The organism is Microcoleus sp. F4-D5, assembly GCF_036704885.1.
GTDB lineage: Bacteria > Cyanobacteriota > Cyanobacteriia > Cyanobacteriales > Microcoleaceae > Microcoleus.
Genome location: NZ_JAUBSX010000013.1, coordinates 34,433 through 60,547, shown reverse-complemented (window position 1 = coordinate 60,547; position 26,115 = coordinate 34,433). Strand labels below are relative to the sequence as shown.

The 26,115-nt window shown below is 46.6% G+C and carries 17 protein-coding genes and 1 pseudogene; 9 read left to right on the top strand and 9 right to left on the bottom strand.

The annotated features are described in order from the left end of the window. Window positions 1-3: 3 nt before the first annotated feature. The 7 genes and pseudogenes from QUA80_RS08905 to QUA80_RS08875 form a co-directional block, all read right to left on the bottom strand. On the bottom strand, window positions 4-573 hold the full coding sequence (locus QUA80_RS08905) for a Uma2 family endonuclease (RefSeq protein WP_333423336.1): 570 nt from the start codon (window positions 571-573) through the stop codon (window positions 4-6). Window positions 574-735: 162 nt separating this feature from the next. After that, window positions 736-4,134, bottom strand: coding sequence for a helicase-related protein (locus QUA80_RS08900; protein ID WP_333423334.1), 3,399 nt, complete (start codon window positions 4,132-4,134; stop codon window positions 736-738). A gap of 104 nt (window positions 4,135-4,238) precedes the next feature. Further along, window positions 4,239-4,988 (bottom strand): annotated as a pseudogene (locus QUA80_RS08895) (Uma2 family endonuclease). A gap of 75 nt (window positions 4,989-5,063) precedes the next feature. After that, window positions 5,064-5,471 (bottom strand): type II toxin-antitoxin system tRNA(fMet)-specific endonuclease VapC, encoded by a 408-nt coding sequence (gene vapC, locus QUA80_RS08890; RefSeq protein ID WP_333423332.1) that lies wholly within the window; start codon window positions 5,469-5,471, stop codon window positions 5,064-5,066. Continuing rightward, entirely contained in the window at window positions 5,468-5,722 is a 255-nt protein-coding gene (locus tag QUA80_RS08885) for a hypothetical protein (RefSeq protein WP_333423330.1), read from the bottom strand. The genes vapC and QUA80_RS08885 overlap by 4 nt, the downstream gene beginning before the upstream one ends. 181 nt (window positions 5,723-5,903) lie before the next feature. Further along, complete coding sequence (locus tag QUA80_RS08880; protein ID WP_333423328.1) at window positions 5,904-7,154, bottom strand: FAD-dependent oxidoreductase; 1,251 nt, start codon at window positions 7,152-7,154, stop codon at window positions 5,904-5,906. Between the two features lie 138 nt (window positions 7,155-7,292). Then, window positions 7,293-7,415 carry a hypothetical protein gene (locus tag QUA80_RS08875; RefSeq protein WP_333423327.1) on the bottom strand — a complete coding sequence of 41 codons (123 nt, stop codon included), beginning with the start codon at window positions 7,413-7,415 and terminating at the stop codon, window positions 7,293-7,295. Between the two features lie 55 nt (window positions 7,416-7,470). Here QUA80_RS08875 and dnaK point away from each other — a divergent pair, with 55 nt between their 5' ends. Together dnaK and QUA80_RS08865 are read left to right on the top strand one after the other, a co-directional pair. Then, window positions 7,471-9,567 carry a molecular chaperone DnaK gene (dnaK, locus tag QUA80_RS08870; RefSeq protein WP_333423325.1) on the top strand — a complete coding sequence of 699 codons (2,097 nt, stop codon included), beginning with the start codon at window positions 7,471-7,473 and terminating at the stop codon, window positions 9,565-9,567. A 178-nt stretch (window positions 9,568-9,745) separates the two neighbouring features. Then, complete coding sequence (locus QUA80_RS08865; RefSeq protein WP_333423323.1) at window positions 9,746-10,096, top strand: four helix bundle protein; 351 nt, start codon at window positions 9,746-9,748, stop codon at window positions 10,094-10,096. Between the two features lie 56 nt (window positions 10,097-10,152). On the opposite strand, the gene QUA80_RS08860 is transcribed toward QUA80_RS08865, so the two are convergent. Then, on the bottom strand, window positions 10,153-10,416 hold the full coding sequence (locus QUA80_RS08860; protein ID WP_333423321.1) for a hypothetical protein: 264 nt from the start codon (window positions 10,414-10,416) through the stop codon (window positions 10,153-10,155). A gap of 2 nt (window positions 10,417-10,418) precedes the next feature. Here QUA80_RS08860 and QUA80_RS08855 point away from each other — a divergent pair, with 2 nt between their 5' ends. The 6 genes from QUA80_RS08855 to QUA80_RS08830 all read left to right on the top strand — a co-directional run bounded on the left by QUA80_RS08855 (window position 10,419) and on the right by QUA80_RS08830 (window position 15,967). Next, window positions 10,419-11,561, top strand: coding sequence for a DnaJ C-terminal domain-containing protein (locus QUA80_RS08855; protein WP_333423319.1), 1,143 nt, complete (start codon window positions 10,419-10,421; stop codon window positions 11,559-11,561). A gap of 406 nt (window positions 11,562-11,967) precedes the next feature. After that, a complete protein-coding gene (locus QUA80_RS08850) occupies window positions 11,968-14,403 on the top strand; it encodes a dynamin-like GTPase family protein (protein WP_333423318.1) in 2,436 nt (811 codons plus the stop codon). A 144-nt stretch (window positions 14,404-14,547) separates the two neighbouring features. Further along, on the top strand, window positions 14,548-14,958 hold the full coding sequence (locus tag QUA80_RS08845) for a KGK domain-containing protein (protein WP_333423316.1): 411 nt from the start codon (window positions 14,548-14,550) through the stop codon (window positions 14,956-14,958). 12 nt (window positions 14,959-14,970) lie between these two features. After that, the gene (locus tag QUA80_RS08840) at window positions 14,971-15,159 is read left to right on the top strand and encodes a hypothetical protein (protein ID WP_333423314.1); all 189 of its coding nucleotides are present in this window, start codon (window positions 14,971-14,973) and stop codon (window positions 15,157-15,159) included. 47 nt (window positions 15,160-15,206) lie between these two features. Beyond that, window positions 15,207-15,674: a KGK domain-containing protein gene (locus QUA80_RS08835; protein ID WP_333423312.1), complete on the top strand. Its 468-nt coding sequence runs from the start codon at window positions 15,207-15,209 to the stop codon at window positions 15,672-15,674. 47 nt (window positions 15,675-15,721) lie between these two features. After that, entirely contained in the window at window positions 15,722-15,967 is a 246-nt protein-coding gene (locus QUA80_RS08830; protein ID WP_333423310.1) for an HNH endonuclease, read from the top strand. Between the two features lie 187 nt (window positions 15,968-16,154). Here QUA80_RS08830 and QUA80_RS08825 read toward each other — a convergent pair whose 3' ends face one another. Further along, entirely contained in the window at window positions 16,155-19,970 is a 3,816-nt protein-coding gene (locus QUA80_RS08825) for a sugar-binding domain-containing protein (protein WP_333423308.1), read from the bottom strand. Window positions 19,971-20,313: 343 nt separating this feature from the next. Here QUA80_RS08825 and QUA80_RS08820 point away from each other — a divergent pair, with 343 nt between their 5' ends. Further along, window positions 20,314-25,863, top strand: a complete 5,550-nt coding sequence (locus QUA80_RS08820) for a PAS domain S-box protein (protein WP_333423306.1) — start codon at window positions 20,314-20,316, stop codon at window positions 25,861-25,863. The last annotated feature ends 252 nt before the right edge of the window (window positions 25,864-26,115 follow it).

The window sequence follows — 26,115 nt, the reverse complement described above, 5'->3', positions numbered from 1 at the left end:
GGATTAATTAACTTGTAAAAAACTAAAAATATCTGCAACTCGCACTTGCCAATCGCTCAATACATTGAGAATTGTTAACATATCGCTGTCATACTTGACCTCTGGCAACTGATTGGGTTGAAATACCATGATAGAGCGATCGTGAGGATCGATGAACCAACCTAATTTGGTTTGGTGCTGGATCGAAAAAATAATCTTGTTAATTACACGATTGGGAGACTGTTCTGGTGAAAGAATTTCAATCACCCAATCGGGATGACTTTCAAATCGATTAGCAATTTCTCCATTCTCATCAACTGGGATGCGAGACCATTCAAAAACTGCAATATCTGGCACTAAAGAACGTCCCCCAAATGTGCAGCGTAACTCAGTCAAAGCTAAAGCGAGTTTTCTGGGTTTACCCTGCTGATTAATCGTGGAGGCAAACTCTGTTTGAATCAGACTATGTTTTCCTTGAGGCATCGGTTTCTGATAAACTTGACCGTCGATGTATTCACTCGCAGGTTCGGTTTCTGGTAAATTTAAAAATGCAGCCAGAGAAAGCTTGGATTGAGGCTCAATTGATAGCGTCATACATCTTTACTCTTAAAATAAAGCTATCCTTCATTATACATCCTAACGGGCGGAGTCGATAAATCAGAAACCGGGTTTTTGCGAGAATACTGGTTGATAGTCTTTAATATCGATAAAAACCAGGTTTATTGGGCCGCAGCGCCCAAGCCCTAACATAATTAATTATTTCTCCTGAAACAAGCCTAAAGAACAAATAATCATCGGTTCCCGTTTGTCTTCGTCTTCATTGACAATACACAAACGGTCGTCCATCCGCAAACCCACGACTAATTCTGCTAATTGTCGATCGCCAATACCGCTTTTTAACTGCCGATTTAACGTGTCAATTGCCGACTGGCGCAGGGGATAGCGGTAAATTTCATCTATTGCTTTTGCCAATTCATCGGATGCAAATATTGTACCGCGCATGGACTGGGCGTAACTCTTCAAACGTTCATAGGTTCGGAACCTGGCCCCGGAAGGGCGGCCCAATTGTCCGCCCGCAGTTAACTCTTCTTCTGCTATCAACTCTGCACCTTTTGTGACTAATTCGTGATGCTGTTTGTCTCTGGGAATTGCTGGTGTCGCTTCGTCGCAGGCGGCAATTCTTAAAATTGCCAGTTGCGATTGAGTAACGCTATTGCCATCGCGATCGACCCAAATTAACGAATCATTTCCCTCGGCGGTTTTCATGTACAATAAAACTCCTTCTGGTTGCAAGGGTGCGGGAGTATGATTGCGAGTTGAATAAACTACATTTGGCATTGACTCAATCGTTTTTTTCAAAATAGGGTTGTTGTCAGTCGCATTTTTCCAAATTTGAAAAGCTTCGGATGTTAAGTCAACTTCGGCATCTTCTTCGCCATCTAAAATTCCTGATTTTTCATTGTAAATATCGAGAATGACTTGAGGTGAGTCATCCTCAAAAAATGTCTCATCAGTTCCGACAACTTCGGCATTTTCTTGCAAGCGTCGGCGCAGTCTTTCGCGCAGGTTGATAATGCGATCGACTCCTTCATCCGGCAAGAATGAATAACACAAAATCTGCTCAGCTTTTTGACCGATTCTGTCCACTCTTCCCGCCCGCTGAATTAACCGAATAATTGCCCAAGGTAAGTCATAATTAACGATAATCGCACTGTCTTGCAAGTTGTGGCCTTCACTCAGGATATCGGTGGCAATTAAGACCCGCAATTCTTGTTCTGGGGAGATTTGATCCTGCTTGCCGCTGCTAGCCGGACTAAACCGGAATGTGAGTTCGGTGGGGTCTTTTGATTTACCTGTCACCGATGCAACGCCCGCAATATTTAGGGCAGTTAAATTATCATTTATATAGCGGACTGTATCGGCAAACTGAGTAAAAATTAATACTTTCTCATGGGGGTGAGTTTCTGTGAGCAATTTAACCAAAGCTGCTAACTTTGCATCTGGTTGAGAATGCCATTCACCGCAAGTTTGCAAGACTTCTATCAGACAGCGGGCATCTGCTAGCAAATCCCGTTTTAACTTCTTGGTATCAAAGAAGTCTGATTTGAGCCATTTAAACCTGCGCTGATAGCGCGTTTGATATTCTCGATAAACAACTTCTGCCCGCTGTTGAAAACTCTTTTGGGTTAACAGTAATTCGGCTTCGATATCTAAAAGTTCGCCCGCATCATCTTCAATTTCTTCGGTATCAAAACTGCTAACCACCACAGAATCAGCATCTTCATCGCTGTTGCGGGTATCCAACAAGTCTGCATCCTGGGTGCCGATCGGAATATCTAAGCTTTGGTCGATCGCGTATAAATAGATAAAATTCCGCAGGATGTGGCGCTCGATCGACTGAATAAAGGCACTGCCACTGCTTTCTAGCCGTTTAAACAGGTTTGTCCGCGAAAACCCCATTAACCGGCGACCCCCACGGAATAAGGCATTTAACTGCCGCTGTTCTGCTTCAGTCGGCTTGTGTTTGGGTTTTTTGGCAATGTAATTTCCCAGCCCGTAACGCGGCAGATTCAGTGCATTGATGACTTCGACAATTTCTGAGAAGTCAAGCTGGCTATGGGAGTTAGCTGCTGAGGCTTCGGAGTAGAATTTAATGGTTTTGGGAATGCGATCGGGAAAATAGGAGCGCGTGCGATCGGCAAATTCTAAATATTTGCGTCCCTTCTCTGCGTCAGTTTCCGCATAATTTTCTTTGATAAACGAGCGAGTGCGTCTCACCATGTAGCGCTTCATCAAATCTCGCCAATCATCAGGATGTTCGCTTTTTTCAAAAGCAGCTAAAGAGCGCACGGAACATTGATGCCGCTTAATAAATTCTAACTCTCCTTGACTGCCTCCGCCCAATTGATTCAGCAAAGCTTCGGGCCGCAGTCCTAAATTTTGGTCTTCAGGAATAAACAGCCGCAACTGAGAAGATAAATCTAAATAGGTTTTGTTGTAGGGAGTTGCTGAAAGCAAAATACATTTACTTTCGTTGATTGCAATATATTCTTGAATCGCTCGATATCGCTTGCCTTCTCGGTTTCTGAGGTTGTGACTTTCATCAATTAACACAACTCGATAGCGGCGCAATTCTGGCAATTCTTGCTGTACCAGACTGATCGATAAGACTTTCGCAAGCAGGCGAAAGTTATCTGCATATTCCTGCCACATTTTTACCAAGTTTTTGGGACAAATAATCAGGGTTTCCAAGAGACAGTCTTCTTGTAAAATTTTGGCGATCGCAGTTCCGACTAAAGTTTTACCCAACCCTACAACGTCGCCAATAATCACGCCTCCCCGTTTGGTAATGTGACGGGCGGCTAACTTAACCGCTTCTTCTTGAAATTTAAATAAACCCTTAAAATCGCGGGGAATCTGAAACTCAGCAATACCTGCGATCGCCTCGCGCGACAAATGATAGACAATGTTGAGATAGATGTGATAAGGTGGAATTAGTTCGGCTCTCGCCCAACTGCGATCGATAATTTCTGCGAGTTCTTTAGAAATATCAATACAGCCGTATTCTTCCCAGCGATCGTCAAACCATTTTTGCAATTTATTACAAGCATCAGAATCTAAAATATCAATATTCAATTCCCCTTGTTTTGACAGTCCCGATAAAGTCAGATTGCTGCTGCCCAAAAAACCGACGATCGGACTGTTGGGATCGTGACGGTGAACGAGATACAGCTTAGCGTGCAGTGGGTAAGCTAAGAATAATTTAACAATGACTTTTCCGGTTTTAATCTGATAGCTTAACCTGCGTAAGCCCTGCTCGTCGCGATCGTTGGGAGCACCGATCGTCAACTGGTGGCGAAACTCCTCAGCCATCCGTTTTTTGAGCCGAATAATGGCATTATTGTCAATCCCCCCGTGATGGGGAATTAGGCTAAAACTAGCATTCAATTCATCGGCAGGCAAACTTTGCATTCCCACCAAAAGGCGGCAGCAGGCTCCTTGATTTCCCATATATGCTTCTATTAAATCGCCAATTCTCCGCCATCCCCGAAGATTGAAATAGCCCACACAAAAATCTGCCCTATAGGAGAGTTTAATGGTGTCTCGCAATGCTGGTAGCAGCGGCAGTTCAATGTTGTCAAAAATGCGTGGCACTGGGTTTCCTCTGTTATATTAGTTGTACATAAAAAAGTTTGTAGTAAGGACTTTAGTCCTTAAAAAATCACATGGAAGAACTAAAGTCCTCACTACAAACCTGCTCACAATTGCGGTTCAATTCCAGCCGATCGCAACTGAGCGCGCAATTGCTCTAATTGGTCTTCTGCTTGTTGAGCTCTTTCAAAACCGGTTAACAATAGATTACCTGCACTATCCCACCAGCGCAGCCAAGGTAACTCAACATTTTGATACATCCCTTGCCAAATTCCCAATTCCACCCCTAACGGTTCAATGGGATAATGACCGCGATCGTTTGCAGCAACTAATTGATACCTATTTTCGATCAGGTGATAGACTTCAACGCTAGCCTTAGTTACTTCATAAATCCCGTAAAATGCCGGACGGATCACATTTTCATAAATCCAAAATTTACCCGGCTTAGTTTCCTGTTGACCCGATCGCAATAAAGGCGTTCTGTCGCGTTCTTCTGCACCATTGCCCGATACAAATTATAACACAATTAACGGTGCTACAAATTCTTGCCACATCACATAAGAACGGTGCAATTGACCGTCAATAGTTGGCGGCACATTCGGCACATAAAACCAGTCTGGCGCTTCTGCACCCCGTTCTAGTGGCTCAGTTAATCGCCAATAAATACCGCTGTCTTGACCGATACAATAGTTACCATCTGGATGAATGCTTTGGAAGACGGGAGTAATTGAATCGGTTAACAGGATGCTTTGGGGATGTTCTTGAAAATTCTCCACAAAAGTGCCGTCTGATTCGGGTAGCTGAGTGTGGTCTGGCCAGCCTGTAGGATTGTTTTCTACATCTAGGGTGAATTTCATAGTATTATTTTGATTGCAGGCATTTTTGGCAGCGAGCTTTTGATTTTGATTGTAGGCGAACTCGATACATCTAACTCATGCCTCTATCTCCCAATCCTCGATACGCAAACCTCCAACGCGGCTGAACTCGCGGGTATTGTGAGTTACTAGAATTAGGTTGTTGGCAATAGCAATAGAGGCAATCAACAGGTCATTAGGGCCGATAGGTGTCCCAGAGGCAGCTAGTTGAGCGCGAATTTGACCGTAAATTACGGCAGACTGGTCATCAAAGGGAAGAGATATAAAGCGATTCAAAAAATCTTGCTGTTTGGCGATCGAGCGATCGGGATTGTTGCTTCTCATAGCTCCATAGAAAAGTTCAGCTTTAACAACAGAACACACTGCTACCTCATCTGAAGGTAGAGCCTGTAACCTTCGCAAAACTCCAATTGCTCTACCGTTCAAGTAACCGATACAGGTATTGCTATCCAGCAAATAAATCACAACAATTCCTCCCGTTCCTCAAATTCCCCTTGTTCTTCCCGCACTAAAGGTTCATCCTGAAAGCACCCAAAAGTTTTCTCAAAAAAACCGGGCGGCCAGCCCAAATCTTCCGGCGTTTTAGCCTCAGTTGCAGGTGCTATAGGCTGAAAAATTACAATAACTTCCAAATCTGTATCTTTGATACCACTGGGGATTTGCAAATGCAACATCCCATCCGAACCGACGCGCGATCGTACTTTAATACTTTGCATAACTCTGGCCTCCTTAAGTTTGTACTGAAATTCAATCTTGTCAGTCCTGGACGCATCTATGCCAAAGAAACCGGGTTTTTTACCGAATATGTGGGTGAGTGCGAAAGATTTTCGTCAAAAAAGCCGGTTTCTGACCACCCGTGCGTCATTCTAACTCTATATTTAGGATTGTTGTACCTCATTAATTTTGCACCCGAACCCTAGTTAATCCAAAACCAATTAATCGCGCTGGAATATTTCGCAAAATTGGTAACTGCAACAAAAGTGGCGGTGTAAACGGTCGATCGCTATTTAATGCCCCTTTAATAATTCGCTCCTGTACAAACGACTGAAATGCTTGAATTACCCGCGTGGGTAACTCCCGCTGTCGCTGCACCTCTGCCAAATCCCACAGATGCACGCGATCGTTTTTCAGGGGGGCGCTGAGTACATTGGCCGCGACGACAGCATCTTGAATCGCATAGTTGATTCCCACGCCACCTACGGGCGACATGACGTGAGAGGCATCCCCAATTAATAGCAAACCTGGACAATACCAACGGGGAAGGCGGCTCGATTCAACTGATAGAAAAGAAATTTGCGACCAATCTTTTAGTTGCTCGACCCTATCTGCAAATTCTGGTGCTAATTCAGCAACAGATTTTTGCAAAGCTTCTATTCCTGATTCGCGCAATTTCTGATAGCTGCCTTTCAGAATAATGTAACCGAGCTGCCAATAATCCAAGCGGTCAATTATGGCTAATAAATGACCTCCAACAGCTCGACCTCCCACGCCAAAATCTTCGACATCACGGGGACTGCGCGGCAAACGAAACCACAGGACATCCATCGGCGGGGAAGTTTTAATCGGTTCAAAACCTGCTAGTTGGCGCAGGCGAGAAAAGCGACCGTCTGCAGCGACTGTGAGGGTCGATCGCACTTCATGCCATCCCCCGCGTCCCCGGTAGCGAATGCCGCACACAACGCCATTTTCGACGATCGTTTCTTGTACGTTAGCTCCCATTACTAGCTGAAAACTGGGGTAGCGCTGCGCTTGGGCCGTGATGAATTCGAGGAACTTGACTTGGGGAAGAATAGTGATGTAAGGATACTTGGTTTTGAGACTGGACAAATCTACGAGTGTGGCGGTATTTCCAGCCGCTTGGATGGTGAGTTGGCGCATTTTTGTATGGGGGAATTCCAGCAACTTTTCGGCTATTCCCAATTGCTCCATAATTTCCATTACTGAGGGATGCAGCGTGTCGCCGCGAAATTCTCGGTCAAAATCTTTATGTAATTCTAGCAGCATGACAGGAATGTTTTGCCGCGCTAAAAGTAATGCTAAAACAGCACCCGCAGGCCCACCGCCGACAATGCAGCAGTTGGTATGCTGCACGTCAACGATAGAATGTTCTTGAGAGGATTCTGAATTCTCAACAGAGTTGACAGTCATATTTTTATGCTCCTGTTTGCTCAACCATCCTGCTAGCTGCTTTGAGTTTAGCAAAACCCAGTAGTTAATCAATTCTCTAATTTTTTTTGCTTTCAAAAGATGGACATACACGGCTTTCCCAAGTTGACAATCCTACTCCTAAAGGCGATCGCCAATCCACTCTTGGGATCGATCGTACCCAGCCAACCCCAGCCTCAGCCGCAGGTGAGGCAATCCCCCCGCAGCCCCCGCTTCTCGACGCGGTACAATAAATGCAATCATACTTAACGCTTATATTGAAAAGGCTACACACAACGCCACAGGAGACAACTAACGCATGGGTAAAGTAGTTGGCATTGACCTCGGAACAACAAACTCAGTAGTAGCCGTCATGGAAGGTGGCAAACCGGTTGTGATTGCCAATGCAGAAGGGATGCGGACAACTCCCTCGGTAGTCGCTTTCACCAAGGAAGGAGAACGCCTTGTCGGACAGATGGCCAGACGCCAGACTGTTCTCAACCCGCAAAACACGTTTTACGCCGTCAAGCGGTACATCGGACGCAAATATACCGAACTGAGTCCAGAATCAAAGCGCGTTCCTTACACAACTCGCCGCGACGAAAACGGGAACATCAAAATCAAGTGTCCCCGCCTGAAAAAAGATTTTGCCCCAGAGGAAATTTCGGCGATGGTGTTGCGGAAACTGGCCGATGAAGCCAGCCGCTATCTGGGACAAGAGGTGACGGGGGCTGTAATTACTGTTCCGGCTTATTTCAACGACTCGCAGCGACAGGCAACGCGGGATGCGGGACGAATTGCCGGACTTGAAGTCAAGCGGATTTTAAATGAGCCGACAGCGGCTTCTTTGGCTTACGGTTTGGACAGGCGAGAAAGTCAAACTATTTTAGTGTTTGATTTGGGCGGCGGTACTTTTGATGTATCTATCTTAGACGTGGGAGATGGAGTATTTGAAGTCAAAGCAACTAGCGGCGATACTCAATTGGGCGGCAATGATTTTGACTCCAAAATTGTTGATTGGTTGGCCGATCAATTCTTAGAAAAAGAAGGAATTGATTTGCGACGCAACCGCCAAGCTTTGCAGCGCTTGATCGAAGCGGCAGAAAAAGCCAAGATTGAGCTGTCGGGAGTCGGTGTCACGGAGATTAATTTGCCGTTTATCGATGCGAATGAAGACGGGCCTTTGCATTTGGAAACGCGGCTGACTCGCGGTCAATTTGAGGGGCTGTGTACAGATTTGGTGCAGCGGCTGCGGCGGCCGGTGAAACAAGCTTTGGCTGATGCAAATTTGAGTCCTTCTCGAATTGATGAAGTGGTGTTAGTCGGCGGTTCGACTCGCATTCCTTTGGTGCAGGAAGTTGTTCGCAACTTGATTGATAAAGAACCGAATCAAAATGTCAATCCCGATGAAGTTGTGGCGGTGGGAGCGGCAATTCAGGCGGGGATTTTGGGTGGCGATGTCCGCGACGTGCTGTTGTTGGATGTGACGCCGCTGTCGTTGGGTTTGGAAACTATCGGCGGGGTGATGAAAAAACTGATTCCTCGGAATACTACTATTCCAGTCAGGCGATCGGACATTTTTTCGACTGCTGAAAACAACCAAACTGTGGTAGAAATTCACGTAATCCAAGGAGAACGGGAATTAGGCCGGGATAATAAGTCTTTGGGACGGTTTAAACTAACTGGAATTCCGCCGGCACCGCGAGGGATTCCGCAGGTACAAGTAGCTTTTGATATTGATGCTAACGGGATGCTGTTGGTGACTGCTTTGGACAAAACTACCGGCAGGGAACAAAGCATTACTGTGCAAGGTGCTTCGACGCTGACTCAGCAAGAAGTGAATCAAATGATTCGCGATGCGGAACAGTTTGCTCAAGCTGATAAGTTGCAGCGGGAAAGGGTAGAAAAACGCAATCGGGCTGAAGCTTTAGCTTATCAAGCGGAGCGGCAGTTGCGGGAAGTTGCGCTCGATCGCGGAATGCAGTTTGCTCAAAGAAGCCGCCAGCGAATTGAAACTTTAATTCGGGAATTGCGAGACAGTTTGGAACGCAACGACGAGCGGGGAGTCGATCAAGTTGGATCGGATTTGCAGGATGCTCTTTACGATTTGAGCCGGGAAGTTTCCGCGTTTGCGATGGATGACGATGATGACGATTTCTTTGAGTCTGTGAAGCGGACTTTTACGGGCGACGGTACCAAGCGGCGCAGCGATGACAGCAGCTATTATACCAATGCTAAGCCGTACAGGCGATCGACAGTCGATCCAATTCCCGATCGCCCCTACGATCGTTCCTACGATCGAATGGGCGATCGAATGGGCGATCGAATGGGCGATCGCAGAAGCAGTGCTAATCGCCCCACTCGCCCTTATCAAAATCAAAGCGACGATTGGGATGATGACGACGATTGGCTCTAATTGAAGGAAGAAGGAAGAAGGAAGAAGGAAGAAGGAAAATAGTGGATTTTATGCAGATAATTTGTGACGGCTGTTTTTCTAATTCTTCTGTGCTTTTTTCTTTCTCCTCTCCTACTAGACTAGACTTCTATGAATTAGATAAAGATTACTAGGATAAGTAAGGAGAAAATTATGTTGCATGACCCATAGAGAACAATACATCTGGCAGCGTGGTATTTATCTTTGTCAACTTTGCTACGAATTAACTAAATCTTTTCATTCGTCTGAACTTTATGGTATTACCAGTCAAATTCGCCGTGCATCTGTATCAGTACCAGCTAACATTGCGGAGGGATATGGGCGTGTTACTAGACAAGAGTATATTCGATATTTGCGAATAGCTCTCGGTTCGCTCAGAGAACTGGATACTCATCTAGTGATTTCTGAAAGAGTAGGGTTAGCAGCACCAGAAAAAATCTCACCAGTTATCAAAGAAGCAGATGAACTCACACGATTAATTGTCAGTACAATCAACAAACTAGAAGGATAAAACCTCATCCCTCATCCTTCCTCCCTCATCCTTCTTCTTCCTTCCTCCTTCCTCCCTCATCCTTCTTCTTCCTTCCTCCTTCCTCCCTCATCCTTCTTCTTCCTTCCTCCCTCATCCTTCTTCTTCCTTCCTCCCTCATCCTTCTTCCTTCTTCTTCCTTCTTCCTTCTTCCTTCTTCCTTCTTCCTTCCTTCTTCCTTCTTCCTTCTTCCTTCTTCCTTCTTCCTTCTTCCTTCTTCCTTCTTCCTTCTTCCTTCTTCTTCCTTCTTCCTTCTTCCTTCTTCCTTCTTCCTTCATCCTTCTTCCTTCTTCCTTCTCCAACTATGCAGAATTTTCGCAATTACTATCTAATTTTGGGAGTGCCCAAAGATGCCACGGCTGATGAAATAAAAAAAGCCTATCGACGGCTAGCCCGACAGTTGCACCCTGACGTGAATCCGGGGGATAAATCTGCTGAAGATAGGTTTAAGGATATTAATGAAGCTTACGATATTCTTTCCGACATCGACAAGCGAACTCAATACGACCAATTTAGTAAATTCTGGAAGCAAAAGGGATTTCAAGGCAAGCAAGGGGTGCGGCTGCCTAATTTCAAAACTTGGGGAAACACTAAAAATACCCGCAAGAAACCGGCCGAAGATGTCGATTTTAGCGATTACTCGGATTTTAATAAATTTCTCGACCAAGTGCTAGGAAGACGCCGGGAAGTGAGGATGGCGACAGCGAATGACGCACCGGGAGTAGCCTCCTCGGAACCGTGGAGTACGGCTTCTAAGAAAACGAGTTATGTTGCTAATTCTCGCCCACCTAGAAGGGATTTAGTCGATCGCGAAATGCGACGGGATATAGTCGATCGCGAAATGCGGCGGGATATAGTCGATCGCGAAATGCGACGGGAAACAGTCGATCGCGAAATCAGAAGGGAAGTTAGAGAAATGGACGATCGCGAAATCAGAAGAGATATTGACGCGAGGCTGACTTTGCGCTTAGAAAAAGCTTATGCCGGGGGAACCGAGCGAATTCGTTTGGAAGACGGGCGAGCGATCGAGGTAAATCTGCCTCCTGCTATGGTATCAGGCCAGCGGATTCGCTTGCGAAATCAAGGTATAGGCGGCGGAGATTTATATTTGAAAATCACGGTTTCTCCCCATCCATTTTTTCGATTGGAAATGTCGGATGTTTGCTGCGAATTGCCGCTGACTCCCAGCGAAGCGGTGTTGGGGGGAGATATTGAAGTGCCGACGCTGGACGGGCTGGTAAAGATGAAATTGCCGCCTGGAGTAACGTCTGGAAAGCGGTTGCGGCTGGCTAACAAGGGCTATCCGACTGGAAACGGCGATCGGGGCGATCAATTGGTAGAAATTCAGGTGTTAATTCCCAAGGAAATTAGTGAAGAGGAAAGGGAATTATACGAAAAGTTGCGGCAGATTGAGACTTTTAAACCGCGTCAGGATTTATCGGTTTAATGTAGAGTACGCAATGCGCCAGTTTAATTTTGTAGGGGCGCAATAATGCGCGCCTTACTACTGATTGTGTACGAAAAATTAGGAGATGCTTGGCTAAATTTTATTGACATATCAGATTTAGCCACTTGGATGTAAATAGATGATAACAAATCCTTGGGTATCGGAATTATTCATCTTTCTCTTATATTCCTGAGCGACCTCTGCGACCTCTGCGGTTTAATCATTCCCAAACAACCGTGAATGATATGATTTGTCCCCAGAATAGCCGTTAGCGCAGCCCTCGAAGAGGATCGCACTTTCAGCAATCCTGGATAACATAAGTAAAATTACTGTTGTGATTGTTCCTGAACTAGCCGAAAATTAACAATAAGGTAATTTTCCCACAATTCAGGAGCAGTCTGCCGCGATGACTCAAATGCCCCCTCAATGCACAAATCTGCAAGAGCAAGTTGACTCTTTACTGCAACTGCTGCGTCAGGAATCGTCTTTGCGACAACAAGATATTACAGCGGTAGAAGCTTCTTTAAAAAAGGCAATTTCTCCCCAATTTGAGATTGTATTTGCGGGTGCTTTCAGTGCCGGAAAATCGATGCTGATTAATGCTTTGCTGGAGCGTGAATTGCTCTACAGTGCTGAAGGACACGCGACAGGTACTGAATGTTATATCGCCTTTGCTGAGCCGGAAAAAGAGCGCGTTGTCCTCACTTTTTTGAGCGAGTTTGAGATTAGCCAGCAAGCTGCTGTGCTTTGCCATCAGTTAGGTTTAGCTACTGAACTTAATATTAATCAAACAGATGTAGTGTCTTTGTTGTCTCAGGGATGTAACATAATTATTGAAACGGAAGGCGGCGAGAATAAATCGGAGATAGCCAAAAAAGCTAAGGCTTTGATGCTGCTGTTAGAAGGTTTTAAGGCCAATCGCGATCGCATCCAAACTCTCGAAAACGCTACCTACTCGATGGAACAGTTTAACTTTTCCAATCTCAAAGAAGCTGCTAGCTATGCCCGTCGCGGTAGCAACAGTGCTGTACTCAAGCGAGTAGAATATTACTGTTATCATCCGCTGCTGGAAGATGGGAATATTATTATCGATACGCCGGGAATTGATGCGCCGGTGCAGCGGGATGCAGAATTGACTTATGATAAGATTGAAAGCCCCGATACTTCGGCAGTTGTCTGCGTTTTGAAAGCGGCTTCGTCTGGGGAAATGACGACGGAAGAAACCGAGTTGATGGAAAAGACGCGGGGAAATCCGGGAATTCGCGATCGGCTTTTTTACATTTTCAACCGCATCGACGAAACTTGGTACAACACTCAACTGCGACAGCGCTTAGAAAATCTGATTAATTCCGACTTTCGCGATACTGCGAGAGTTTACAAAACTAGCGGATTGTTGGGGTTTTACGGCAGTTTGATTCGAGGGACAACAGGGCGCGATCGCTTTGGTTTAGATACAATATTTGCCGCAAGTGAGGGGCGAGTTTCTGGAGATGATATATTAGATTCAGAATTGCTCGGTAATAGTGAAGAAACTCCGCAATTTGTTAGTGAATTTAATCGCTACTGTGCGAATTCCGGCAAGCTATCTCCGAGCAAGTTTCGCATTTCAGTTAACAGCTACGAAACACCAAATGAAAATTACGTGCGGATTCTTGCGGAACAAGGACAACCATTAATTGCTCAATTAATTCAAGATAGCGGCATCGAAGATTTTCGCACAGCCATCACCCGCTACCTCACCGAAGAAAAACGCCCGCAACTGTTCAAAAATTTAGCTGACGACTTGGAAGACTTGTGCATTCAACTGCGAAAACACTACCAAACAATCCAGCGGAATTTGGACAGCCAGCCCCGCGAAATTGAGGCAATGAAAGCACAGGAACTTTTACGCTTAAATCAAGAGTTGCAGCAAGTCGGACAGGATTTTCGGGAACATATCGCCACAGAAATCAATGAAATGATTATGAATAAATGCGATATTTTCGATACTGATTTTCGGCAACTGCAATCTCGGATGATCCGGCGCTTGGATGAATTGCTAGATAGCTTTTCGGTTGAGGCAGCTTACGGCCGCACTGTGCTGACTCATCCCCGCAATGCGACAGCACCTTTAATTGCTGTTTTAGTTGAGGCTCTTTACTATTTAGCCAATCAGTTAGAAGATATCTTAGTAGAGTCTACGGCGTCGCTGGTTGCCAATTTTTTCCAGTATTTAAAAGACAGCGTTCGCAAGTCTGAATACTATCGATTACTTTATCGGTTGTTGGGTAACGACGGGGGAATTGAACAGCAGCTAGAGGAGTTGTCAAAGCGGGTTTCTGATGCTTTGGTAAATGCGGCGGGCGTAGAGTGCGATCGCTACGTGCGAGAAAGTCCCCGTTTTTACGACGAAGACACATTTTCTATTTATCAATTCCGGCAAACATTGCAGCAAACATCCCAAGGTTACGACTGCGAAAACATGGTAGAGGCCCAACCCGCAATTAGACAACTGTTGCGACTGGATTTCGAGCCAAAAGTATCGAAAACTATTCGACAAACTTTCCGGCAAACTGTTAATAAGACGCTGAAAGATCATTTGTTGCCGATGGCCCAAAAGCAAGCTGATGATATTTTGCAGAAATACAGTCAAGCCCGCGATTATTTGGAGCAAACTTTGGCACAGGAGGCGGAGGAGAAAATTGCCCGCAACCAGCGGCTGCAAGCGGAGAATGAAGAAAAGATCGAAAAGTACGATCGGGCAGTTTCGGGGATTAATAGCTGTTTGCAGGCGATGAAGTTGCACGAGCATTTGTTGCCTGTAATTGGACAAAATGATAGCGTTGCGGTGGATGGTGAATGATTGCAATTTTGGCGATTTATATTCGCCCGGTTATTCCCAAAAATGTTGCAATACTCTACAATCATTATAAGTAGGTTGGGTTGAAGAATAAACCCTCCGTTTGACTCCGCCCAAGACCACGTTTAACTTAAACCAGATTAAATTATGAGCAATAATAACGTTGAAGAAAAATTTATCAACTTAGACGACGGAGAAGTTTTGTGGCTTGTAAACGAATGGGTAACTCTCAACAAAGATTTAGGAGTCAACTCTTATTTTAAACATCCAATTATTAGTAGTGGTCAATTTCAAACCTATCTACAAAATTCTACGTGCCTCAAAGATGATATAAAATCTGTGCTATTTGGTGAAGGCATAGAAGGTGAAGTTCTTAGGTTTGGTTCTCAAAGATGGCAAAAAGGAAAAATAAGAGTTAAAATAGCTGTAGAATTTTGCCCCGACGAACCAGAAGTTGATGAAGCACCCGAACACAACAACTCAGAAACCAGCCAACCAGAATCCCCCCTCGATGATTTGCGCCGCCAACTTCTGAATCAAGAAAACTCACCCACCTAATCCATCAAACCTATGAATCTTTGCCAAAAAGGTCTAAGAATAATCGAGCAACTTTCCGATGATAAGTTAGCAACACTTCTCAGCCTAGCCCTGTTCTTGAAAACAGGGAAAGAATCTGTTCAACCGATGCTTGCATCCCAAGCTTATCAAGATTGGCTGAGTGCGGAAAATGACATTTATGACGAACTATTTGCCGACTGAGCCATCAAACATCCGCGTTGATTCGCGTTCATCTGCGGTTAAAACTCATGGCTAAAAAACCTATTAGGTTAGATATCAATATGGAAGATAAATTTGATTTTCACAACTGCGGTAATGATGATGCTTTATCTTTTGGTAACGCAATGCTTAAAGTAGGAAAACTCAAGGAAACAGTAAATGGAGTTTTGCCAGAATATGGATTAGGACAGACACTCAATAAGTCGTTAAGCCAACAGAAACTAGATATTGATGTAGGTTTAGATACTGACCAACAACCTAATGCTTATGAGAACTGGTTTGGTCAAGGTATAGATTGTGAAATTCTCAGAGTGGGTGCTAATGGCTGGAAGAAAGGAAAGATGAAGCTCAAACTCAATGTCACTATAGAGTTTTGGCCCGACGAACCAGACGTTGAAGAAACACGAGAAAACAACGAATCAGAAACTAGCAAACCAGAATCTCCCCTCGATGATTTGCGCCGTCAACTTCTCAATCAAGAAAACTCACCCACCTAATCCATCAAACATCCGCGTTAATTCGCGTTCATCTGCGGTTAAAAATCATGTCCAAAACCCCCAGAATCCCCATTCCCCCCGAAGTCAGAAAATATGTATTTACTCGCAATAAATACCAGTGCCAAAGCTGCGGCCAAACCAAACTAGAAACCCAACTGACGATCGATCATATCATCCCCCTAGCCCGCGGCGGCAGCAACGACATCAGCAACTTGCAAACCCTCTGCCGCACCTGCAACCAACAGAAAACCGACAAACTAGACCCCCGCTTCAGGCGACACTTTGATTTGTGATATTTAACAGTATTAGGACTTACGCACCGGACTCCAGAAACCGGGTTTTTTTACGAAAATACTTCGTTGCAAACCACAGATTTAGTAAAAAACCCGGTTTCTTATATCGAAATGCGTCCCGGACTAAATTATTCATCTCTCTCTTCTCTTCCTCTGCGTCCTCTGTGCCCTCTGCGGTTAAAAAATCCTACCATCGATAATACCGATAAGGATCGTCCCCATTCTCAAAATCCGTTCTGTAATCCCAGTGATAAAACTCCCGACTCGAACCGTTAAACACAGATGTATCCGCCTTAAAACTCGCCCCTAAATTACCCAAAATTTGAGCATTTGCCCGGGTTTGCCGCCAGCGAGTAAAACGAAAATAAGTCTTAGTATCCGCATTCAAAATGTCCGGTTCAATCTGAGAAAAAATCGCCACACCTTTGCCAACTTGTACGCGACTTAACAAACCGTCAGCACCGATTTCTCCCCCAGACTTAATCAACCAAGTATCATAAAAAGAGCGCGATCGCAAATCTGAAGCGCTAACCCCCTTCACTTCATCCCAACTCGGAACCGCCAGCGAACCCCCGAAATCCTTCCCTTGCTGCAAACCCACGCCCAAAGCCACAACAGGCACTTGACGCGGCAAGAAAAACGCCTTCCCGCCAGCCTTCAAATAACCGCGCAAATCTGCATCTTTCAGATTCGCTTCTGTCCCCACAATTGTCAGACCAACATCATTAGAAAGCGAATTAGCGCGCTGATAAATTACCCCCAAACTGTCTAGCTTCTGTGCATCCCCATCTCCCCCAATTAAAACCACTTTATCCGGCTTTCCAACCACCGGAGAATTTATTCCGTAACTCACAATTTGTTGCAGTAACTGCGCCGCCCCAGCATCTACCGAATAATGGTCTTCCAAATCCAACTCGTTTAAAATCAACCGCCCTTTTCCGTAATCCAATTCCATCAGCGGCGAATAGGCTAAATCAAACTCAGATTCCAAAATTGGCCGCCAACCGCTGCGGTGGGGCTTCTCAATAGAAGCGCTGCTGACACCGCCGCGATTTCCCCAATGCCAGCCGTACCAAGGCATATTTGCCGGACTCATTCTCGGCGCAGTTTGAATCGTATCTGGATAAGCTTCAACCAGCGTGCTTTCCCCCACCCAATCCCGCAAATCTTCACTGTCTAAACCGCTAATTGCCGGATGGTTGCTGTCAACTGGATAAGCGCGGCGGCCGACGTGAGCGGCAACCCGGAAACCCGTATTTTCCAGCCATTCCCTGCGCTGAGGAAACACAATTGCTTTGCCGCCGTTTCGCACAAAACTTTCTAAACTTCCGGGCAATTTTTCCCCGGTTGAAAACGCTTCCCTACCGATAATTAATAGCGATGAAACTTGCGAACCGTTCCACGGCACAAGCTGATAACCTAATTGTTTTAACATTGCCGATGTTTTGCCCGCTGGATCGAAAATTGTCAGCGTGTCCTTGACTTTTGCTGGATTGGCAAAAACTCGGAAAGCAAATGTATCAGAATGCGATCGATCGCCTACTCGCGCAGTCAAGCGAATTTCGCCGTCAGTCTTGCTAGAAATGGTATTTGGCATTTTTACGTCTATTGGGAAAAACAGCGTGCCTGCCTGGTCAATAATCCCTTTTTTATCGCCTTTTTTGACTTCTTTCCCCGCCACCAAAACCCGCCAATTAAACGCAAATTCTTGCGCCGCCCGCGTATCGTTAATTAACACTACTTGCTTGGCCAGTTTTCCGCCCACCCAAAAGTTGCGATCTTTTGCAGTAAAAACCGGACTAGCACCAGCAATCCAAGCCAAAGTCGAGCTATTATTGTTCATAATTGCCTGGCCCCCAGGATGAATAGTGTAACCTTCTGGCTGCAAATAATTCAAAAGATTATTCGAGACTTGTTTCAAATAAACGCCCCGGCGACCAGGTTGAAATTCCCCAATATCCACCCGAGTTCTGCCAGCATCAGAAACTTCCCAACCGTGTCCGTCACTCCAAGGAATCATCCCGCCAGACATTCCAAAAGTCCGCCAACTACGCCAAGTATTTGTACTGAATAACTGCTGCAACTTTTGAAAAGCTGGTGCAAAATCTAACTCCTTGTTAAGATGCCAGTTTTGATACTCCTGACCCTTGACAAATTGCTCGCGAATTTTAGCTTTATAAGCGGCAGTTTCCAACTCGTAAGCCTGCTTGCCAAAATAAATTGCTGCAAACTCAGTCATCCAAGGTTCGCTGACAATTACCCGATCGAAACCTGCGCGGTTCCGCATCATTGTAGCGAACAGCGGCGTCCCAAACTCGACTACCATGTAGGGCATTTCCCCGGTTTTGCTCCACTCAGAAATCCACTCTTCTCGTTCTTGCAAGGGAATCATATTTAAATAAGAATTCAGCGCATAAACATCGCCGAAGTTTGCCCCTTGGTGTACCATCACAGGTCTGGTGGGGTCAGCGGATTTAATAGCAGCTAAAGCGTCATTTCCTAGGGGAGTGTTGACCCGCAAACGCTCGTTGTCCGACTGACTGAGAGTTCCTTCTACTTTAGTTTTGCCGATGCGGCGGGGATTTTGGTCGTCAGCGTTGCCGAAAAAATTAGGACTTGTCGTCCACATTAATACTGATGGATGATTGCGGTAGCGGCGCATTTCATTCGCCATTCGCACTTTCCAGCGGTCTCTCCACTGGCGGTTTTGCCATTTGCCGTTCCAAGCAATAGAAGTAATATCTAATGCCGGTGTCATAATTGGAAAACCTTTGAGGTCTGCCCTTTCGGAAAACAGTTCTCGAAAGTGCCACCGACCGCGTTCGTCGTGATCCCAAGGCCAAGTTTGTACTATATTAAAACCTGCTTTAATGTAGCCGTTAATTAATTGGTCAGCAACTTCTACTGTGCCGCTTTCCCAAGAAATGTCTGAGTGCAAGCCTGGCCGGAGGCGAAACTCTGTTCCGTTTAAGAAAAATTTGCGGCCTTCTACCCAAAATTCGCGGAAGCCGAAAGGTTGGTTGTATTGCGTGTCAATGCCGCTGCCTTTTACTTCTAATTGCAGGGTGTAAAGGTTGGGTTGGGCGAGATCCCAAAGCCGGGGATTTGGCCAGTCCCACTGCAATTTTACTGTTTGAATTGGTTTAGCTTGAACGCTGGCCGTGCCTGTAAATTTTTGTTCGACTCTACCTTTTTCGTCGAGCATTTGCGCGGTGAGTTGAACTTTGCCATTTTGGGCAACGTCTTTGAGTTCTACATCTAATGTAACTTGCTTTTTTCGGGTGGAAGTTTGGACGAATACGTCGCTAATTAGCGGGCCTGACGGAACGCTGAAAAGTCGCACTTCGCCGATGATTCCGCGCGATTGCAAGTGGGATTTTTTTGTGTAGATTTCTGTGGGGCCCATAATCACGGCTTTGTCTTTTTCCTCGGATACTGCCGCGACTAAAATAGATAGGGTGTTTTGACCGAGTTTTGCTGCTTTGGTAATGTCAACATTGCCGTAAGGCCATTCGATTTGACCGCAGTTAACGCCGTTGACAAAGATGACTGCATCGGTGCTGACTCTGGCTAAGTCGATAAAGATGCGGCGGTTTTTCCAGTTTTCGGGAATGTTGGCTGTTTGCTGGTACCAAGCTTTTGAGAGTTGTTTGCTGTTGAAGTTTTCCCAATCTTTGCCGGTGCCGCGAGTGATGATTCCGGGTACGAATTCGTTGTTTTCTTCTTGCCAGTCTCCGGGAACCCAGATGGAACCCCAGCTTGGGGAGGCGGGGGGGTTTTGGGGGTCGCCAACTGCGGGGACAAATTGCCAAGTTCCGTTGAGATAAATTTGATCGCGTTTGTTGTCGATCGCCCCGACGGCCGCGATGGTAAGATTGGGAAAGCCGATCGATATCGCTGAATTGCTCGCCGAGTTAGGATTTTGAAGGGCGTAACCGATGAATCCGAAGACGGTGGCGGCTGCGAAAAATAATCCGATAATTTTTGCCAGCTTGTGATTCACTTTAATTTACTCCCAGAAATCGGCCATCCAATTTGTCCTTTCATCCATAATAAGCTGCTGCACAGATAAATTACTTGGTTTTGACGACTGGAGAAAGACGGAGAGTGAGAGAGTGCGAAAAATCTTCCTTTTTCCCTCAAAATCAATCCCTTAAATCAGTTAACGTTGTTAAACAATCCGTTGGCAAATTTCTTGCTTCTTCCTTAGCAAAATCTGTCTCGGGGAAGATGACTGGTCCCAACTAATGTGTTTCTATATAGAAAAACAAATCATTAGTTGTAACAATGTTGTTTTATCGGCACAAGAACTAGCGCGAGCGTGCCATCGCTACAGGTCAACAAAAATGAGTCGCTTTCAGGTCTTGCCCTTACCCATTAAATCTTACAGCATTGCTATATTTAGCGCCGGCACGGCATTAATACTGACAACAATGCTGACAACTGTGTTACTGTTGGCACTCAAGGCAACTCCTGCAATCTTACTTTTTGCCGCGGCGATGGTTAGCGCTTGGTATGCTGGCTTAAAGTCTATCGAACAAGAACTAGAAATAGAACGCAATATTATTTCAAAAGTAGTTGACACGACGGCTTGCTTGATTGTAGTTCTCGACAGCCAAGGACGGATTGTTCGCTTCAACCAAGCTTGCGAAAAAACCACAGGCTACTCGACATCTGAAGTTCTTAATAAATATGTTTGGGATTTGTTTTTAATTCCCGAAGAAATAGAGCCAGTTCAAACAGTTTTTACCCTACTCGGCACGGAACAATCTTACAGCGAATATCAAAATTATTGGCGCACAAAAAACGGCGACAAGCGCTTCATTTCTTGGTCGAATACGGTGAGCATCAATAGCGAGGGTTTGGTAGAATATGTGATCGCAACTGGCATCGATATTACTGACCGCAAAGAAGCAGAAATAGCCCTGGCTTTATCCTACGCTAACCTAGAAAAATGCGTCAAAGAGCGCACAGAAGAACTGACAGTAGCTAAAGAAGCGCTGCAAGCTCAAGAAGAACGATTTCGCTGTTTGAGTTCCTGTTCGCCGGCCGGCATTTTTATGGCAGATTTTGAGGGGCGCTACACCTATGCAAACCCTCGCTGTCAGGCTATTTGCGGGTTGAGTTTGGCAGAACTTTTAGGAGACGGTTGGGAGAATTGCATTCACCCGGAAGACAGCGATCGCGTATTGGCCCGATGGCTGGATTATACTCGGGAAGGTGGGGAATATGGGATCGAATATCGCTTGCAAACACCACAGGGGGTTGTGCGCTGGATTAACGTTTGTTCCTCGCGGATGTTCTCCGACTCCGGCGAACTCATCGGATACGTGGGCACGGTGAGAGATGTCACGGAAAGACAACAAGCGCAAGCAGCTTTGGCAAGCAGCGAACAGCAACTGAGAACGCTGCTAGAAAATACGCCAGATATAATTATTCGCATTGACAAAGAACTGCGTTGTATTTATGTCAATCAAGCAGTTGAAAGAACCCAAGAAAAACCGCTTTCATTCTTCCTAGGCAAAACCAGTCAAGCACTAGGAATGCCGCCGGAACTGTGCCAAAGTTGGGATGAAATCCTGCACAAAGTTTTAGAAACAGGTCGAGAAAGAATTATTGAATTTCAGGCATTGTCAACCAACGGGATCAGAACTTATCAATCCCGCGTAGTTCCAGAATTTGACAAAGAAGGCGTACCAGAATCGGCATTAATTGTCGCCCGCGATATCACAGAACTCAAACTTGCAGAAACTCAAAGATTGCAGTTAACAATCGAGCAAACAGCGAGAGAAAAAGCGGAAATAGAACAGCAGCGCTCGGCATTTTTAGCAGAAGTCAGCAAAATTCTGGCTGCTGCGTTTGACGGGGAAACGGTGCTGCAAAAGGTAGCAGAATTAGCAATAAATTCGATCGCCGACGGGTGCTGCATTCATTTGACCGAAACCGACTCAAAAGTCCGTCTAGTCGCTGTGGCTCACGCAGAACCCTCTACGGTTGAGACTATTAATAACTTCAGCATCCGAAGTCCGATCGCGGACAATGCTGTTAACGGCTATCCGATGGTAATCCGCACCGGAAAATCCGAACTAATTGCCGAAGTGGATGAGGAGATTCTAGCAGCAGGAGCCGAAAATGCTGCTGAAATGGAAATATTGCGATCGCTCAATATCGGATCTCACGCTTGCGTACCGCTGAGGGCTCGCGGGCGCGTAATGGGTTCCATCACTTGCTTTACCTCGAAGTTTGGCCGCCGCTACAGTGAAGGAGATATGGCAATGCTAGAAGACCTAGCATACCGCGTGGCGATCGCCCTCGACAACGCCAGACTTTACACTGAAGCGCAGCAAGCACTATCTCAAACATCGCAATCCTTTGCCTTAATTGACGCGCTGTTAGAAGCATCTCCCCTAGCGATTTGCTTTCTCGATCGCGAAATGCGCTTCATCCATATCAATCAAGTATTAGCAGAACTCAACGGTTTGCCGATAGAACAGCATCTCGGCCAAGACTTCCGGCAATTGTTGCCAGAATATGCAGCCAAATTTGCGCCGATAATTCAGCAAGTTTTAGAAACCGGCCAGCCTGTTTTAAACTTAGAAATGAGCGGCGAACCTGATGGAAAACCGGGATATTTCAGTTACTGGGTAGCCAACTACTACCCAGTTAAAAATGAAAGAGAAGAAATAATCGGAGTCGGCCTAATTATCACAGATATTACCGCATCCAAACAAACAGAATTAGCTTTGCAAGAAAGCGAAATGCGCTTCCGCAGCGTGGTAGAATCTAACATGATCGGCATCGGTTTTTGGGATGTCAGCGGCGAAGTTACGGACGCTAACGACGCCTTGCTAGAAATGATCGGATATACGAGGGAAGACTTAGTTTCGGGAAAGATTCGCTGGATCGATATCACGCCGCCGGAATACGGAGAACTAGATCGCGCAGCCATTACACAAGTGGCAGCATTCGGAACTTGCGAGCCTTATGAAAAAGAATTCATCCGTTCTGACGGCACGCGCTTCCCAATTTTAATCGGCGGCGGAAACTTGCAAAAAGGCACAGACAAAGGAGCATTTTTCGTGCTCGATATCACCGAGCGCAAACAAGCCCAAAACCAACTTCGAGAAAACGAAATACGCATTCGCCACCAACTAGCAGAACTCGACTTAGTTTACAACACCACACCAGTCGGGCTGTGCTTTCTCGATACCAATTTGCGCTACACCCGCATCAACGAATGCCTCGCTGCCATCAACGGCCGACCGATCGCAGATCACCTCGGGCGTACCGTTAGAGAAGTGATTCCCGAAATGGCCGATATTCTAGAGCCGATTTATCACCAAGTGCTGGCGACGCAAACCCCCGCGATCGACTTGGAAATTAAGGGCGCAACCAGTCAACAGCCGGGAGTTTTGCGGGATTGGCAAGTCAGCTTTTACCCCGTGAACGATGAATCGGGAACACTGCTGGGAGTCAGCACCGTGGTTGCCGAAATTACCGATCGCAACCAAGCAAAACGAGTAATGCAGCAAAGCGAAGCCATATTCCGGCGGCTGTTCGAGTCAAATATTTTCGGAGTCGCGATCGGCGATTTTAGCGGCCGCATCGCCTACGCCAACCAATGCCTGCTCAACATGGTCGGCTACACCCGCTCAGACTTGCTCTCCGGTCAAATGCGGTGGGACAGAATGACCCCCCCCGAATACCTGCACCTCGACGCCGTGGCGGCCCAAGAACTGCGGGCTAAGGGAGTCGCAACTCCTTTCAAGAAAGAGTACATCCGCAAAGATGGCAGCCGCGTGCCGATTCTGATGGGCGGGACGACCCTGTGCCCGGACGATCGCGAAGCAGAGACGATCGTCGCATTCTACATCGACTTGACCGAAATCTCGCGGGTGGAAGCAGAACTTAAAAAGAATCAAGAACGGCTGCAAATCGCTCAGCAAGCAGGCAAAATCGGAACTTTTGAATTGAACGTCCAAACCGGCGAGCTCGCGTGTACGCCGGAGTTAGAGGCGTTGTACGGGCTGCCGGTCGGCGGTTTAGACAGCTATCAAAGTTGGGCCCAAATGCTGCATCCAGACGATCGCGCTGTTACCGAACAGCAGGTAAAAGCTGCGGGGGCTTCCGAGGAGGAATTAAATATTGAGTTCCGCATCTGCCGCCCGGACAACAGCGTGGGCTGGATTGCTTGCAGGGCTAAGGTGTTTCAGGACGATCGCGGTTTGCCTTGGCGGACGATCGGGGTGAACGTCGATATCAGCGATCGCAAACAAGCAGAAGCCGCGCGATCCCAAATCAATCAAACTTTGGAAGCCTTGATCGGCGCTTGTCCCCTAGCAATTACCGTTTTGAGTACCGACGACGGCACTGTGAAAATGTGGAATCCAGCCGCCGAGAGGATTTTTGGCTGGTCAGAATCAGAGGCGGTAGGTCAATTCGTGCCCAGCGTTCCTGCAGACAAGCGGGAGGAATTCACGGCGAACTTGAAAAGAATTCGCGCAGGAAACGCGATCGCCGGCATGGAAACCCAGCGCCAAAGGAAAGACGGCAGCTCGCTCGACATCAGTTTGTGGGCAACTCCAGTCCGCGACAGCAACGGCAACATCAACTGTATGTCGATCGTCGCCGACATCAGCGATCGCAAGCAAGTCGAGGCCCAACGCGCTCAGTTGCTCGATCGCGAACAGGCCGCGCGGGCCGAAGCAGAAGCGATCAACCGCCTGAAAGACGACTTTCTAGCCACTCTTTCCCACGAACTGCGCACGCCTTTAAATGTGATTCAGGGCTGGGCGCAGAGGCTCCGCACCCGCCCGTACACGGAAGAAGATTTAGCTTGCGGTTTGGAAGCGATCGAGCGTCAGTCTAGGGTGCAGACACAGGTAGTAGAAGATTTGCTCGATGTTTCCCGGATTATTCAAGGCAAGCTGGCTCTGAAACCTGGCTGGTTCATCATGAGAAAGACGATCGAGGTGGCTCTGAATTCAGTTCGTTTCGCCGCCGAGGCCAAGTCTGTTACCGTTTCGTCCGAATTTGACCCCAAAGTCGGCCTGATGTGGGGCGACGCGCAGAGGTTGCAGCAGGTAGTGTCGAATTTGCTGACTAACGCCGTGAAATTTACGCCTTCTGGAGGAACTGTGGAAGTGCACTTATCTGCGGTAGCTGTTACCAATTCCCAAGACTTCGGCTACCCTCAGCACAAGTTCTCAATTCCCAATTGCGTGCAAATTACTGTCAGGGATACCGGAAAGGGCATTTCCCAAGAGTTTCTGCCCTACGTGTTCGATCGCTTCCGACAAGCAGACGGATCGCTTACTAGGGCTGACAGCGGTTTGGGACTGGGATTGGCGATCGTCCGGCACTTGGTGGAACTCCACGGCGGTACTGTGACTGCCGAAAGTCCGGGTAAAAACAAGGGTGCGACATTTACGGTGAAACTGCCGGTCAAAAAGCGTCGGAGTCAGCAGCCGCAGTTGAGAGGAGAAAGGAAATCCCATTCAATGCGTCCGGGTATTTTGGCTGGTTTAAAGGTGGTGGTAGTTGACGACGAACCCGACAACCGCCAGTTTTTGATTGTTACACTCCAACAGTGGGGGGCGACTGCCACTGCAGTTGCTTCGGCTGCGGAGGCGATCGACATTTTACAGCAGTCGCCGCCGGATATTTTAGTCAGCGATATCGGTATGCCCGTTGAGGACGGCTACTCGCTGATCCGCAAAGTGCGATCGTCCGAATCCGACAAAATCAAGCGCTTGCCGGCTGTGGCGCTGACAGCTTATGCTAGCGAACAAGACCGCGATCTGGCGATCGCCGCCGGTTACAACGAACACTTAACAAAGCCGATCGATCCCGCTCTCTTCGCCGCCGTTTTAGCCAAGTTAACAAATTTGCAGTAGTGCGATCGGCGAGCTCTTGCCAACTCCGACCAAAAGTAATTTGGTCACAAGTCCCCGGATTTATCAGGGGTCAATTCTCCAATCCTTCAATCCTCCAATCCTTCAATCCTTCAATCCTTCAATCCTTCAATCTAAAATCGCTTGACTGCCAGATGTTGCCAACTCTGACCAAAAGTAATTTAGTCACAAGTCCCCGGATTCATCAGGGATCAATTCTCCAATCCTTCAATCCTCCAATCCTCCAATCCTTCA